Raw genomic sequence first — 14,194 nt, forward strand, 5'->3', positions numbered from 1 at the left:
CTTCCTTTATCCCAGCGCCCGTTTGACGTTCAGCGTGGTGTTGATGACCCGGCTGAGTTTTTCGGCGTAGCGCGGATCGGTGGCGTAGCCGGCGCTTTGCAGATGCTCGGCAAACGAGCGGGCCGAATGCAGGTTCTCCATGACCCGGCTGTAGCGCGGGCTCTGGCTGATCAGCCGGGCGTAATCGCGAAACGCGTCGGCATAAGAGTCGTAGGCACGAAATCGGGCCGTCACCTTGCGCGGCTCGCCATCGACGTATTCGGTGGTGGTGATCTCTGCCACCTTGCCTGTCCAAGACGGCCCGGCCTTGATGCCGAAGAGGTTGAAACTGTTGGAGCCATCGGCACGACGGATTTCGCTGCGGCCCCAGCCGGTTTCGTGGGCGGCCTGGCCGATCATGAAGCTGGCAGGAATACCCGATTCCTGCTGCACCTGCAACGCCGCCTGGCGATGCTGGGCCACGAAAGCGGCCTGCGTGGGCGTGGGCCGTGGCACCCGGGCACTGCTCGAACGGTCAGCCGAGGCAGGCGGCGCGGATGCGGTGGGCGCAGCCCCGCCACTGCCGGGCGACGGCTGGATCTGCTGCATCAACTGGCGCTCGATCATTTCGCTCAGGCCACCGGGCAGGCCGGTCATCTTCAGAGCCCACTGCTCGTCCAGCAACTGGGTGCCCAGATCGGTGGCCTCGTTGTCCATCAAGCCGCTTTTCATCGTCGCCTCGCGCATGCTCTTGAGCAGTTCGCGCATGAACAAGGCCTCGAACTGACGAGCGGTCTCTTTCAGCGCGGCCTGGCCGTCCCGGCCGGCCAACCCATGAAGCTGATCCAGCGACTTGGAGTCGATCGCCAGGCCGCGTTGCCCCGCCAGCGACAGGGTGGACATGGGGTCGAGGCTCATGTCAAATCACCTCCAGCTCCGCCTTGAGCGCACCGGCAGCCCGCATGGCCTGGAGGATGGCCACCAGGTCCTGTGGGGTCGCCCCCAGGGCATTGAGGGCCTTGACCACTTCGCTCAGTTGGGCCGATGCTTCCAGCTTGATGAGCGCCCCCCCTTCCTGGCTGATCTGGATGTCGGCCCGCTCGGTGACCACGGTCTGCGCACCCGGAGGCGCAAACGGTTCGGGTTGGCTGACCAGCGGCGTGGAACTGATGCTGACCGACAGGTTGCCGTGTGCCACCGCCGCTGCCCCCAAGGTAACGGCCTGATTCATCACCACCGAGCCGGTACGGGAGTTGACGATCACACGCGCCACAGGGCGCGGCAACTCCAGCGGCAACTCCTCGATGTCGGCAAGAAAGGCGATCCGGCTGTTCGGGTCGATGGGGGCGCGCACCCGCACCAGCCGGCCATCCAGCGCCTGGGCCGTGCCCTCGCCCATGGCGCTGTTGATGGACTCAGCCACCCGGCGGGCGGTCTGAAAATCGGAGGCGTTGAGGTTGAGGTCCACCGTCTCGCCGAGCAACAGGGGCGTGGGCACGGTACGCTCCACTTGGCCTCCGCCGGGAATGCGTCCGACACCCAAATGGTTGACAGTGACGCTGCTGCCCCCGGCCGAGGCGCCTGCTCCTCCTACCAGCAAATTGCCCTGTGCCAGGGCGTAGATTTCGCCGTCCACCCCGCGCAGCGGCGTGGAGATGAGCGTGCCGCCACGCAGAGACTTGGCGTTGCCGATGGACGAGACCGTCACGTCGATGGCCTGCCCTGGACGGGCGAAAGCCGGCAACTGGGCCGTCACCAGCACGGCCGCCACGTTCTTGGGCTGGAAATTGGCCCCCGGCGGCAAGGTGATGCCGAGCTGCTGCAAGTAGTTGTTCAGCGTCTGCCCAACGTAGGGCATTTGGTTGGTCTGGTCTCCCGTGCCGTCGAGGCCCACCACCAGACCATAGCCGGTGAGCTGGTTGGTGCGCACACCCTGCACGGAGGCCACGTCCTTGATGCGGCTGGCCTGGGCCGGCAGGGACCAGACCACCAGGGCGGCCAGCCCGAGCACGGCAAGGGCACGGCGAACACAAAGGGAAGGGGCAAAGAAAAATCGGTTCATGGGAGCCTTTCCCGCGGCTCCACCAGGAGCCACGACGAGCGCATGAACCGATTGTCAGAAAACTTTAGAACGGCAGAAGCGTTAAAAAGAAGCGGGAAAGCCAGCCAAATGTCTGCGCATCGTTTTGGGCACCGCGTCCGCGTGAGAGCACGCGCACGTTGGCGATCTGGGTGGACTGCACCGTGTTGCCCGGCCGGATGGTGCGTGGGTCCACCGTGCCTGAAAACTGCAGCACGTCCACATTCTGGTTCACACCGATCTGCTTCTCGCCGATCACCACCAGATGCCCGTTGGGCAGTACCTCGGTGACGACGGCGGTGATGTTGCCGGAAAAGGTGTTGGTGGCCCGCGTGGAGCCGTCTCCACTGAAGGTGTTGGACGACTGTGCGCTGGCCCGTGCTCGGGCAAAGGAGTTGTCATTGAACAGGGGCAGTGCCGACACCCCTGCGCTGAGTTCGGACTCACGGTTGACATCGGTCGAGCTTTGCTGTGAGGCCGTGAGCCTTTCGGTGATCTGCACCGTCAGGGTGTCGCCCACCATGCGGGCGCGATGGTCCTCGAAGGCGGGACGGTAGCTCACCGGGGTGAACAGGCTGCCCGTGACCGATGCGGGCACCGGGTTTTGCGTCTGGGGATAGGCCAGCACCTCGGGGGCTTTGGCCAGGTCCACGTCCGGCACTTGCGAGAGGTTGGAGCAACCTGCGAGCCCAAGGGCCATCATCAGGCCAGCAGCCGAGCCGATTTTTTTGTAGCGCTTCATGGGAAGAAGTCCTCGAGTTCAATCAGACCGTTCAGAGCTGCGCCAGGCGCTGCAACATCTGATCCGACGTCTGGATGGCCTTGGAGTTGAGTTCGTAGGCACGCTGGGTCTGGATCATGGCCACCAATTCCTGCACCACGTTCACGTTGGAGCTCTCCAGGTAGCCCTGCAACACCGGACCCAGCCCCTCGGTTCCCGGCTGGCCGACGATGGGGTCTCCGGATGCGGGGGTTTCGGTGAACAGGTTCTGCCCTCGCGGCTCCAACCCTGCCGGGTTGATGAATGAGGCCAGTTCGATCACCCCGGCCTGCTGCGGCTGCGGGTTGTTGCCCGCAATCACCGACACGACGCCATCGGTCCCGATGGTGATGCTGCGCGCCTCCGCTGGAATGGTCACGCCGCCCAACACCAGATATCCGCTCGTGGTCACCAGTTGGCCCTGCGAGTTGAGCTTGAAGGTGCCGTCACGGGTGTAGGCGGTGGTGCCGTCCGGCATCTCGATCTGGAAAAAGCCGTCGCCGTTGATCGCCACGTCCAGCGTGTTACCGGTTTGCTGCAGGCTGCCCTGGGTGTAGGTGCGTGCGGTGGCGACCGTGCGCACCCCCAGGCCGATCTGCAGGCCCGTGGGCAGCTCTGTCTGTTCGGCCGTTTCTGCCCCGACTTGGCGCAGGTTCTGGTAGATCAGGTCTTCGAAAATGGCCGTACCACGCTTGAAGCCTGCCGTGGATACATTGGCCAGGTTGTGGGAAATGACGTCCAGCTGGGTCTGCTGGGCCTGCATGCCGGTTTTGGCGATCTGCAAGGAATTGATCATGTTTTCGCTCCTTCAGCGTATGGCGGCTCAACCGCCAAGCCCCAGCAACTGGCTGGCGCTTTGGTCGTTCTTTTCGGCGTTTTGCAGCATGCGCATTTGCAGCTCGTACTGCCGCGCCACACCGATCATGCCGACCATGGCCTCGATCGGATTGACGTTCGAACCCTCCAGCATGCCGTCCACCAACGCGGCGGTCGGGTCGGTGGGCAGCGGGGCGCCGTCGGCGCTGCGAAACAGGCCGTCGTTGCCGCGCACCAGTCGCTGGAACTCGGCGTCGGGCGTGACGAGCTTGAGGCGGCCGAGCACCTGCGGCTCCTCATCTCCGACCCGCGCCGACACCGTGCCATCGCGCCCAATGGTCACCCGGGCATTGTCGGGAATGTTGATCGGAGCGCCGGCGTCATCCAGCATGGGCAGGCCGGCGTGTCCGACCAACAGCCCCTGCGCCGACACCTGCAGGGCACCGGCCCGGGTGTAGGCTTCGGTGCCGTCGAGTGCCTGGATGGCGAAGTAGGCCTGCCCCACGGCGGCGACGTCGAGGTTGCGCCCCGTGCTGTTCATGGTGCCGGGTGTGTCCAGATGCCCGGCAGTGGCCTCCAGCGCGAAGGCACGGGTCGTCGCCCCCTCGCCGCGCAACGGCACCGAGCGGAAAGTGGCCAACTCGGCCCGAAAGCCGTTGGTGCTGACATTGGCCAGATTGTTCGCCAGCACCTGCTGGCGGTGCATGGCCGCATTGGCCCCGGACAAAGCGGTGTAGATGACGCGGTCCATGAGTCGGCCCTTCCTGTGGCTTCAGCCGTGCATCAGCGCAAATTGACCAAGGTCTGCTGGATCTGGTCCTGCGTCTTGATCGTCTGGGCGTTGGCCTGGTAGGCCCGTTGCGCCACGATCATGTTGACCAGTTCCTGGGTCAGGTCCACGTTGGACTCTTCCAGCGAGCTCTGGCGAAGCAGGCCGAGCTGGCCTTCCAATGGCCCTCCCAGCACCACCTGCCCCGAGGTGATGGTTTCAGACCAGTAGCCGCCATTGACCGGCTGCAAGCCTTGCAGGTTGCGGAAGTTGCCCAACGCCACTTGGCCTGCCGCGAGCGAGACGCCGTTCGAGTAGCGCGCCAGAATGACACCGTTTTCCGCAATGTCGATGGACGTCAGTTCCCCAGAGGCATAACCGTCCTGCCTGATATCGAACACCCCAAACTTGCTGCCGAACTGGGTAATCGTGAAGCCGGCTTGAGGATCACCCAGGCGCAGAGGAAAGGCCAGCGTGCCATCGCTGGGGGTCTGGACAACCCCGGTATAGACGCCGGGCACCAGCGGGTCGATAGGACCGGAACGGATGGTGATGTCGTCGAGACCCGGATCTCCATCGGGGTTGACCAGCGACGCCACGCGGCCCGACGCATCGAAGGTCACGGTTCCCAAATCTTGGCCGCTCACCCCATTGTCAGCGCTGGCGATGATCTGCCATTCGTTGGCATTCTGCAGCTTGACGAAATAGAGCTGCACCGGCAGCGCCACCCCTTGTGAGTCGTACACATTGGTGGCTGTACCGTAAGTTTTCTGGTTTTCGCTGAGCGGGAAAGTGGCACGCGCATCCGGCGGCACATCAGGCACTTGCGGTTCGGTGCGGCCATCGAGGTTGGCATTGAGAAAAAGTCCCTGCAATGCAGGGTCGGGGTTGGCCCCGGTGCGCCGGGGCGCGATGGCTGAGGCCGTGGGCAACTGGATGTCGCCAGGCACCACACTGGTGCGAACGCCGGACTCGTTGGTGGGAAAACCCTGCAAGCGAGCACCGTTGTTGGTGATGATGTAGCCATCGCGATCGAGCTTGAACTCGCCATTGCGGGTGTAGAGTGTTGAACCGTCGGTTGCCCGAACCTGGAAAAAACCCGCTCCATTGATGGCCAAATCGAGTTGGTTGCCCGTGATTTTCAAGTTGCCCTGGGTGAACAACTGCGCCACCGTGGCCACCTGCACCCCGATCCCTGCGGACGCACCGCCGGTGGCACCCAAGGATGAGGCATAGACTTCAGAAAACTCCGCACGGGAGACCTTCATGCCCGTGGTGTTGGCATTCGCAATGTTGTGCCCAATCACATCGAGGTTGCGGGCTGAAGCGTTGAGACCCGAGAGGCCGGTTTGGAAACTCATGTTGTGCTCCTGTGTGAAAAGGGGTCTGAGCTCAGAGAAAAGCCAGAATCTGTGGGTACGAGAGGGTCATGCCGCCGCTGGTGCGCATGCGCAAAATGCCGTCCACCATGGCAACGGATTCGACACGCTGACGAGACAGCGGCACGGCCGGGACGGACTGCCCAGCGGACGTGGCGTTGATCTGCATGCCACCGATGCGCGCGGGATCGATCTCACCAATGGCCCATTCAAAGTTGTGCATGCCAGCGCTGCGCGGCCCCAGATCGACCGTATCCAGCACCTCGCCCGTGGTGGACATGATGTCCACACGCACGCTGTCGGCTGGCTGGCTCAGGCTGAAGCTGCCCTGCGCCGTGCCGGACTCCACAGCGAGTGCGTTGCCCTGGGCAACCACCTGACGCCCCACCAGAGCGGTTCCTTGCACCCCTTGGGCCAGATTGAATTGATACGCCAGACTCATGAGCGTCTGGTTGACCTGCTGGATGCCCGTGACCGTGTTGATCTGGGCCATCTGGGAGGTCAATTGCGCGTTGTCCAGCGGGTTGAGCGGGTCCTGGTTGCTCAATTGCGCGATGAACAGCTTGAGAAACCGGTCCTGCGCGGCCTGGGGATCGGCGGCATCGGCCTGCGCACCGCCGCGGGCGTTGTAGGCATCGATCTCGCTGTTGCTGAGGGGGGTCATGAACATGGCGGGCTCCTGTCTGGGCAGCTCACTGCCCCATTTGCAAGGTCTTGAGCAGCAACGACTTGGCGGTGTTCATCACCTCCACGTTGTTCTGATACGAACGGGAGGCCGAGATCATGTTGACCATCTCCTCCACCGGGTTCACGTTGGAATGGGTCACATAGCCTTCGGCATCGGCGCTGGGGTGCTGGGGGTTGAACACACGGCGGTTGGGCGCATCGCTCTCGATGACGTTCTGGACCTTCACACCGGCCGAAGCGGGGTTGTTGCCCATGGGGACGGTCTGGAACAGGACTTGTCGTGCTTTGTAGGCCTGCCCGTCGGGTCCGGCGACGGCATCGGCATTGGCAAGGTTGCTGGCCACGGTGTTCAGCCGCTGGGCCTGGGCGCTGATGGCGCTGCCCGAAACCCCGAAAATCGTGAACATGGACATGAACGTGCTCCTCACTGACCCTGGATGGCGCTGAGCATGGTCCGGACATGCCCGTTGATGAAGCGCAGCGTGGATTCGTACTGGATGGCGTTGTCCATGAAGTTGGCACGCTGCTGGTCCATGTCCACGCTGTTGCCGTCCAGGCTGGGCTGGGTCTGTACGGTATAGGCCACCCGAGTCCGTTCGGCCACCCCGCCCGCGCTGCTGACGGTGCGCAGGTGGCGGGCGTCGCTGCCTGCCAGCAACGGCACCGCGCCGGCGCGCAATTCCGAAGGGTTGCGCGCGGCATCCCGGATGGCGGCCTTGAAGTCGAAATCCCGGGCCGCATAGCCAGGCGTGTCGGCGTTGGCGATGTTGCTGGCGATCACCTGCTGGCGATGCGCACGCAACTGCAGCACGTCGGAGAAAAACTCCATGCGCTGGGTCAGTCGTTCGATCATGGGCACCTCCTGGAGGGTCTGGACACCTGGGGCCACATACCCCGATGCCCAGATTGTCAAAAACTTGAGGGCACCCCATGCCCCGAAAAGCCCGCCATCACCCCTGCATTTCCCCGCTTCACCCGTCCGCATCGGGCCTAAAGTTCAGTCCAAGGATGACGACAGCCATGAACCCAGCCTCCCGCCTTTCACCGCCCCGTCGCCCGGCCGGCGTATCGGGGCGTGGCTGGCGCGGGCTGCGCCGGCTCGCCTTGATCAGCGCCATGGGCTTGATGAGCGCAACGGCGGCGCTTTCTGTCCATGCCCAGACCACGCCCGCCATGGCGGCGGCCTGGACCCGCCAAGCCCAGGACTGGATCCACCAGCAACTCCAATCCACCGAGCCGGGCGCCCTGCCCCTGCGCCCCGAGATCGAGGTGGGCGCGCTGGACAGTCGCCTGCGTCTGGCACCCTGTGCCCGGATCGAGCCCTACCTGCCGGCCGGCACGCGCCTGTGGGGGCGCACGCGCATCGGCCTGCGCTGCAACGAGGGGCCCACCGCCTGGAATGTGTTCCTGCCCATTCAGGTGCGCGTCTGGGGGCCGGCATGGGCCGTACGCCAGCCGGTGCTGGCTGGCACCGCCCTGACCGAGGCCGACGTGGAACCCGTGGAAGTGGACTGGACCGAAGGCATCTCCCCTGTACTCGCTCGCCCCGAGGACTGGCTGGGCAACGAAGCCGCCCGCAACCTCCTGCCCGGACAGGTGCTGCGCCAAGGCATGGTCCGGGCCCCGCAGGTGTTCACCGCCGGCACCCAGGTACGGGTACTGGTCCGCGGGCAGGGCTTCACCCTCACCGCCTCGGGCGCCGCCCTGACCCATGGCCACCTGGGGCAAACCGCCCGGGTACGGATGCCCAACCGCAAGGTGCTCACAGGCACGGTGCGGGATGCCGAAACGGTCGAAATCGCGCTGTGACGCAAAACAGACACTGAAATGTCCAAAAAAGGTTAAAGTCCGCTCATGTTCGGTCGATAAGGCTCTCAAGCGCCCCCTTGGCCGGGGCTTGGAGAGTGTCATGAACGTCAACAGCCTGCCAGACAAGTCCGTCACAGCTGCATCCACCGGTGCCAACAAACCCGTGGATCGCGCCGCCGTGCCTGCCCAGCCCGCAGCGATGACCCCTCCGGAATCCGGCAACCGCGGTGTGGAAGTCAAGCTGTCACCGGTCACCCAGACCATGACCAACAACGTCGCACGCTCCGGCACCGACGTCTTCAACGCCGAAAAGGTCGAAGCCATGCGCATGGCGATCCAGAACGGCTCGTTCTCAGTCAACGCCGAAGTCATTGCCGACAAGCTGTTGGCCAACGCCCGCGAGATGTTGAGCGTGGCCAGCGCCGGCCCATCCACCGGCAACGACAATCCGCTCAAATGAGCCAGCCGGTCAACTGGTCAGACGTTCATGCCCAGTTGACGGCGCTGCAGGCATCGGTGGCCGCCGCGCACCAAGCGGCACTCGACAGCATCGGGCGCCACGAAGCCGATGCCGTCGTTTCCAGCCTTTCCCAACTGGCCGAAACGCTGACCCAGGTTCAGCCTGCGCTCGCAAGCGCTTTCGCATCCCAAACCCCTCCGGCTGAAGTGGCCCTGCTGGCGCAACAGGTCGGCACCGGCATCGACAACCTGTTTGCACTCCACACCCGGCTGTCGGCGCAGGCGCAACGGGCGCTCGATGTGCTGTTTCCCCCCGACCAGGTCAAGGCCTACAGGCGGCTTGGCGCCCGCAGCCCAGGATGGGGCGGAGCCGGCAGCGGCTACTTGAAGGCCTGAGGCCCGAACCGCCTTCGGCCCCGCGGGTGGATTCAATGCTCGCGCAGCCGCGCACGCAGCCGCGCAATGGATTGGCTGTGCAACTGGCTCACGCGCGACTCGGTCACGCCCAGCACGGCAGCGATCTCCTTGAGATTCATGTCGTGCTCGTAATACATGCTCATGACGTACTGCTCGCGTTCAGGCAGCTTCTTGATGGCCTCGACCAGGGCTTCACGCATGCGCTGGTCACTGAGCAGGGACTCGGGGTCGGACTGGGCATCGATGGGCAGGAAACGGTCGAGGAAATGGTCCTCGTCATCGCCACGGGCAGACAGGTCTTCCAAATACACGAGCTGGGTACCACGCACCCGGGCCAGAGACTCCTGGTAATCGGCCAGCGACATGCCCAGTTCCTGGGCGATCTCGGACTCCTTGGGCGAGCGCTGCAGGCGCTGCTCCAGCCTCTGCACCGCCAGCTCGATGTCCTTTTGCAACTTGCGTGACCCGCGCGACATCCAGTCCCCGTCGCGCAGTTCGTCCAGCATGGCCCCACGGATGCGTTGGCTGGCAAAGGTTTCAAACTGCACGCCTTGGGAAGGCTCGAAGCGGGCCAGAGCCTCGGTCAATCCGATCATGCCGACCTGAATCAGGTCATCCACCTCCACACTGGCAGGCAGTTTGGCAATCAGGTGGTGGGCCAGGCGGTGGACCAGAGGACTGTATTTGCGTAGCTGCGCATCCCGGTCAAGCGTGCCTTTGGCGGTGTACATCTGAAACTCCGATGATCTGATCGGCTGCGAGGGGCGGGCAACGCTCGGAGGGGTCGTCATCATGGGATCGGTTCTCGGGATCTTCCAGCACCAGTGCCGTGTCCAGCACCTTGAGCACACAGGATTCGTTGGCGTCCATCTGAGCCCCGCTCACCGGGGAATCATACCCCAGCGGCCACACCACGGGAACCCAGCCCAGGTGGCGCTCACACGCCTTGGCAAGCGCCTCGGCCGTGGCGTGCGCAGGGTCGGCCAGCTCGGCCGTTTCGGTGCCCCGCAAGGCCAGCACAACCGGCCGCAGAGCAGCGGCTTGCCACAAAACCTTGACGGCGTTGTAGGCCTGCACCAAGGCGGGGGGCGCGTCGGACAGAGCGATCAGCGGCCGGGCCGTGCTGTCGGCGAGCAAAACGGCCAGCGCTTCCAGGGGGGCATGCAGCAGCACCACCGAACCCGGGGGAGTCCCGGCCAGCCAGAGCTGCAGCAAGCGGCCATGCCCGAGCCAGGCATCGTCCGCCGACAAGCCTTTCAGGCCCTCGACGATCGCCACCGGCTGCCCCATGCCCTGCAAGGCGCGCTCCAGCCGCCACAGCAGCTCCAGCGAGCACCAGCCATCGGTGGTGGTCTGCACCACCGGCAATACCCGTGTCGGCGGCAACAGCTTGAGCGCCGACAGCCCCGAGGCCTGATCGCTGCGCTTCTCAAGCATGGCGTCCATCCAGTTCGACGCGGCCACGGGCCGTGTCGGTAAAGAACAACGGCAGCTCGGAAGACTGGGGATCGTAGGCCGACTTCCCACCCGAGGCCATCGACAGGCGCACCAGCGCCAACGCATCGGGGCGCTTCCAATCTTCCGGAACCCGCTGGCCGGTGCTGAGCCCGCGCAACACCAGCTGATGGCGAATCAGCGTGTCCACCGCCGGGCCGAGCTTGGCCGCCTCGTCGATTTTGGTCAACACCACGCCGTGCAGCGGGGTGCCTTGGTAGGCCTGCACCACGTCGTCCAGGGTGTCGCCATGGGCGCCCGCATTGAGCACCAGCAGTTTTTTGATGCTGGGCGCGGCCAGCAACTCCATCATTTCCTGGATGCGCGGATCCTTCTGGCCCAGCCCCGCGGTGTCGATGATGACCATGCGCTTGTTGGCCAGCAACTCCAGCAGGTCTTGCAAGGCCGCACGGTCATGGGCCAAGTGCGCCACCACGCCCAGCATGCGCCCGTAGGCGCGCAACTGCTCGTAGCCGGCGACGCGATAGGTGTCGAGCGTGATGAGGCCGATGCTGTTGGCGCCATACGCTTGCACACACTGGGCCGCCAGCTTGGCGGCGGTGGTGGTTTTTCCAACCCCGGTGGAGCCGACGAGGGCGAACACGCCACCTTCGTCGCACAACTGCCCGGCATCGCGGCTGGTGCGCAGGTTGCGCGCCAACACCTCCTGCGTCCAGCGGAACGCTTCGGCCGCGCCGTAACGTTCGGGCAGGCGCTCCATCACGGCACGGGCCACGGTGGGCGAATAGCCTGAACGAACGAGCTTGAGCAGCAAGGTGGACTGGATGGGACTCTGTTTGGCCTGCCCCATCCACGCCAACGTGGTGAAGCGCTCTTCCATCAGAGCCTTAAGGCTATCGATCTGTTCGGCCAGGCGCGCTCCGACCGGCGCTGGCGCGGCGGTCTTGGATGGCACATCGGCAGGCACTGCGCCTGCCGGGGAGCGGGTCTTGGCTGCGGCGCTGCCTCGCGCTTCCTGCTGGCCACGCGCGAAGGGCAGCACCATGTCGCCGTCCTGCGCCACAGCCCCTCCATGCCGGGCGGGCGGGGGCGCCATCTCTGCGCGATCGGTACCTCGGGCCTTGCCCGCGTCGCCCTCTCCTTGCAAGGCCTCACGGCGCTTACGCAGCATGCGCTCGCGCACGTAATCCTGGAACGACAGGGTGCTCATGGCCAACATCTCGGTGTCCTGCGCGACGCTGGACTTGGGCGACAGCCGGGGCAACTGCCGCGCGGCACGCTGCTCCAGCGTCATGCGGCCGCGCGGGGCAGTGGACGAGCCCGGATTCGCCACCTGAGTGGCCAGCTGCGCCAGATGCTCCTCGGCCGTGGCCACCACCTCGAAGCCCTGTTCGGTCGAGCGGCTGGACAGGATCACCGCGCTGTCGCCAAAGGCGGCCTTGGCCTGGGCCAGGGCTTCACGCGAGTTGGGGGCGATAAAACGTTGGGCGTTCATGCGGCTTCTCCAAGAATCGGGCCGATTCGGATGAGGTGGGTATCAGGGATTTCGCTGTGCGCCAGCACCTGCAGGCGCGGAGCAGCCCGGCGCAACAGACGCGCCATGGCGGAACGGATGGCATCGGGCACGAGCAGGCAGGCAGGCACGCCCTTTTCTTCCTGAGCATTGGCCACCTTGGCGGCGGACTGGGTCAGCATGTCGGCCACGCCGGGGTCCAGCGCCGCCATGCCCTGACCGCTCAGGGCCTGCGTGAGCAGGCGTTCCAAGCCAGGCTCGATGGCAATGACCTCCAGCTCGTTGACCGGCCCATAAATCTGCTGCACGATGGCCGGCGCCAACGCCTGGCGCACCCGGCGCGCCAGTTCTGCCGGGTCTTGCGTCTGGCCGGCGTGCTCGGCCAGCGCCTCGATGATGGTGCGGATGTCGCGGATGTTCACCGACTCTTCCAGCAACAGCTGGAGGACTTTCTGGAACACGCCGATCGACACCATTGCAGGGACCACTTCTTCGATGAGTTTCGGGGCCAGCTTGGCCACGTGCGCCACCAGTTCCTGGACCTCGGTGCGGCTCAGCAGCTTGGCGGCATGGACTTGCATCAAGTGTGACAAATGCGTGGCCAGCACGGTCTCCGAATCAACCACGGTGTAGCCGGCCATTTGCGCGTTTTCCTTTTGCCGCTCGTCGATCCAGTGCGCGGGCAGCCCAAAGGCCGGATCGGTGGTGGCAGTGCCGATGAGCGGCGTCTTGATGTGGCCCGGATTGATGGCCAGGAACTGCCCGGGAAACACCTCGCCCTCGCCCACCACCACGCCACGCAAGGTGATCCGGTAGGCGCTGGGACGCAGTTCCAGGTTGTCGCGCACATGCACGGCCGGCGGCAGAAAGCCCACCTCCTGCGCGAACTTCTTGCGCACCCCCTTGATGCGGGTCAGCAAATCGCCTTGACGGTTCTTGTCCACCATCGGGATCAGGCGGTAGCCCAGCTCCAGGCCCAGCAGGTCCACCGGCTGCAAGTCGTCCCATGTGGCCTCGGTATCGGACGAGGGCTGGGCCGCTGCGGCCGCGGCCTGCTGCGCCTGGGCATCCGCCGCCGAAGTCTGTTGCTGGCTGCGCCAAATCCAGAAAGCGACCGACCCGATCAGCACCGCGAAGGTGAGAAACACCACATGCGGCATCCCGGGCACCACACCCAGCAGAAACAGCACCGAAGCCGTCACGCCCAGCACCTTGGGCGAGTCGAACATCTGGGTCACGATCTGGTCGCCCAGCTCCTCTTCCTTGCCCACGCGCGACACCACCATGGCGGCCGCCACCGAAATCAGCAGGCCCGGCACCTGGGCCACCAATGCGTCGCCCACGGCCAGGGTGATGTAGCTGTCGGCCGCCTGCCCTGCGCTGAGCCCATGCTGCAGCATGCCGATGGCGAAGCCGCCGATGATGTTGATCAACAGAATGAGGATGCCCGCGATGGCGTCGCCGCGCACGAATTTCGATGCGCCGTCCATGTTGCCGAAGAAGTCGGCCTCTTCGGCCACCTCGGCTCGGCGGCGCTTGGCCTCTTTGTCGTCGATGATGCCGGCGTTGAGGTCGGCGTCGATCGCCATTTGCTTACCCGGCATGGCGTCCAGCGTGAAGCGAGCGCCCACTTCGGCGATACGCTCGGCCCCTTTGGTGATCACGATGAAGTTGATCACCACCAGGATCAGGAACACGATCACACCGACGGCGAAATTGCCCCCCACCAGAAAGGTGCCGAACGCCTCGATCACCGCGCCGGCGGCACCCGGGCCGGCATGCCCCTCCATCAGCACCACGCGGGTGGAGGCCACGTTGAGCGACAAGCGCAACAAGGTGGTCAGCAGCAGCACGGTCGGGAAAGCGGCAAAGTCCAGCGCCCGCTTCATATAGGCCGCCACCATCATTACCGTCAACGCCAACGCGATGTTGAGCGTGAAAAAGGTGTCGAGCAGCCACGGCGGCAGCGGCAGCACCAGCATCGAGAGCACCAGCATCACCAGAATCGGAGCGGCCAAAGCCGGCCCCTGACCCCGGCGATTGCCCAGCCACTGCTGGGCGGTTTGCATGA

Annotated in this window: 16 protein-coding genes; 3 read left to right on the top strand and 13 right to left on the bottom strand. The window is 65.0% G+C overall.

Going from position 1 to position 14,194, the window contains the following annotated elements; genetic code table 11:
* Window positions 1–6: 6 nt before the first annotated feature.
* The 9 genes from flgJ to flgB form a co-directional block, all read right to left on the bottom strand.
* On the bottom strand, window positions 7–897 hold the full coding sequence (gene flgJ, locus HZS63_RS02685) for a flagellar assembly peptidoglycan hydrolase FlgJ (protein ID WP_180682463.1): 891 nt from the start codon (window positions 895–897) through the stop codon (window positions 7–9).
* Between the two features lies 1 nt (window position 898).
* Window positions 899–2,041: a flagellar basal body P-ring protein FlgI gene (locus HZS63_RS02690; RefSeq protein ID WP_180682464.1), complete on the bottom strand. Its 1,143-nt coding sequence runs from the start codon at window positions 2,039–2,041 to the stop codon at window positions 899–901.
* Window positions 2,042–2,105: 64 nt separating this feature from the next.
* Entirely contained in the window at window positions 2,106–2,801 is a 696-nt protein-coding gene (locus HZS63_RS02695; protein ID WP_180682465.1) for a flagellar basal body L-ring protein FlgH, read from the bottom strand.
* Window positions 2,802–2,832: 31 nt separating this feature from the next.
* The gene (gene flgG, locus HZS63_RS02700) at window positions 2,833–3,615 is read right to left on the bottom strand and encodes a flagellar basal-body rod protein FlgG (RefSeq protein ID WP_180682466.1); all 783 of its coding nucleotides are present in this window, start codon (window positions 3,613–3,615) and stop codon (window positions 2,833–2,835) included.
* Window positions 3,616–3,642: 27 nt separating this feature from the next.
* Entirely contained in the window at window positions 3,643–4,386 is a 744-nt protein-coding gene (locus HZS63_RS02705; RefSeq protein ID WP_180682467.1) for a flagellar basal body rod protein FlgF, read from the bottom strand.
* A gap of 32 nt (window positions 4,387–4,418) precedes the next feature.
* A complete protein-coding gene (gene flgE / locus HZS63_RS02710) occupies window positions 4,419–5,765 on the bottom strand; it encodes a flagellar hook protein FlgE (protein WP_180682468.1) in 1,347 nt (448 codons plus the stop codon).
* Between the two features lie 31 nt (window positions 5,766–5,796).
* Window positions 5,797–6,453 carry a flagellar hook assembly protein FlgD gene (locus HZS63_RS02715; protein ID WP_246316085.1) on the bottom strand — a complete coding sequence of 219 codons (657 nt, stop codon included), beginning with the start codon at window positions 6,451–6,453 and terminating at the stop codon, window positions 5,797–5,799.
* Between the two features lie 22 nt (window positions 6,454–6,475).
* Window positions 6,476–6,883: a flagellar basal body rod protein FlgC gene (flgC, locus tag HZS63_RS02720; protein ID WP_180682469.1), complete on the bottom strand. Its 408-nt coding sequence runs from the start codon at window positions 6,881–6,883 to the stop codon at window positions 6,476–6,478.
* Window positions 6,884–6,894: 11 nt separating this feature from the next.
* Window positions 6,895–7,323, bottom strand: coding sequence for a flagellar basal body rod protein FlgB (gene flgB / locus HZS63_RS02725; protein ID WP_180682470.1), 429 nt, complete (start codon window positions 7,321–7,323; stop codon window positions 6,895–6,897).
* A 167-nt stretch (window positions 7,324–7,490) separates the two neighbouring features.
* Between flgB and flgA the strand changes: the two genes are divergently transcribed.
* From flgA to HZS63_RS02740, 3 genes are all read left to right on the top strand, one after another.
* The gene (gene flgA / locus HZS63_RS02730; protein WP_180682471.1) at window positions 7,491–8,279 is read left to right on the top strand and encodes a flagellar basal body P-ring formation chaperone FlgA; all 789 of its coding nucleotides are present in this window, start codon (window positions 7,491–7,493) and stop codon (window positions 8,277–8,279) included.
* Between the two features lie 100 nt (window positions 8,280–8,379).
* Complete coding sequence (gene flgM, locus HZS63_RS02735; RefSeq protein ID WP_180682472.1) at window positions 8,380–8,739, top strand: flagellar biosynthesis anti-sigma factor FlgM; 360 nt, start codon at window positions 8,380–8,382, stop codon at window positions 8,737–8,739.
* On the top strand, window positions 8,736–9,134 hold the full coding sequence (locus HZS63_RS02740) for a hypothetical protein (protein WP_180682473.1): 399 nt from the start codon (window positions 8,736–8,738) through the stop codon (window positions 9,132–9,134). Before flgM ends, HZS63_RS02740 begins: the two co-directional genes overlap by 4 nt.
* Before the next feature lie 32 nt (window positions 9,135–9,166).
* Here the strand turns inward: HZS63_RS02740 and HZS63_RS02745 are convergent, their stop codons facing one another.
* Genes HZS63_RS02745 through flhA form a run of 4 tightly spaced genes read right to left on the bottom strand, consistent with a single transcriptional unit; the run spans window position 9,167 to window position 14,192 of the window.
* A complete protein-coding gene (locus HZS63_RS02745) occupies window positions 9,167–9,886 on the bottom strand; it encodes an RNA polymerase sigma factor FliA (protein WP_180682474.1) in 720 nt (239 codons plus the stop codon).
* The gene (locus HZS63_RS02750; RefSeq protein WP_180682475.1) at window positions 9,861–10,592 is read right to left on the bottom strand and encodes a hypothetical protein; all 732 of its coding nucleotides are present in this window, start codon (window positions 10,590–10,592) and stop codon (window positions 9,861–9,863) included. The genes HZS63_RS02745 and HZS63_RS02750 overlap by 26 nt, the downstream gene beginning before the upstream one ends.
* Complete coding sequence (flhF, locus tag HZS63_RS02755; RefSeq protein ID WP_180682476.1) at window positions 10,585–12,105, bottom strand: flagellar biosynthesis GTPase FlhF; 1,521 nt, start codon at window positions 12,103–12,105, stop codon at window positions 10,585–10,587. The genes HZS63_RS02750 and flhF overlap by 8 nt, the downstream gene beginning before the upstream one ends.
* Window positions 12,102–14,192, bottom strand: a complete 2,091-nt coding sequence (gene flhA, locus HZS63_RS02760; protein WP_246316113.1) for a flagellar biosynthesis protein FlhA — start codon at window positions 14,190–14,192, stop codon at window positions 12,102–12,104. The genes flhF and flhA overlap by 4 nt, the downstream gene beginning before the upstream one ends.
* Window positions 14,193–14,194 lie beyond the last annotated feature (2 nt).

Source organism: Tepidicella baoligensis, assembly GCF_013432195.1.
GTDB lineage: Bacteria > Pseudomonadota > Gammaproteobacteria > Burkholderiales > Burkholderiaceae_C > Tepidicella > Tepidicella baoligensis.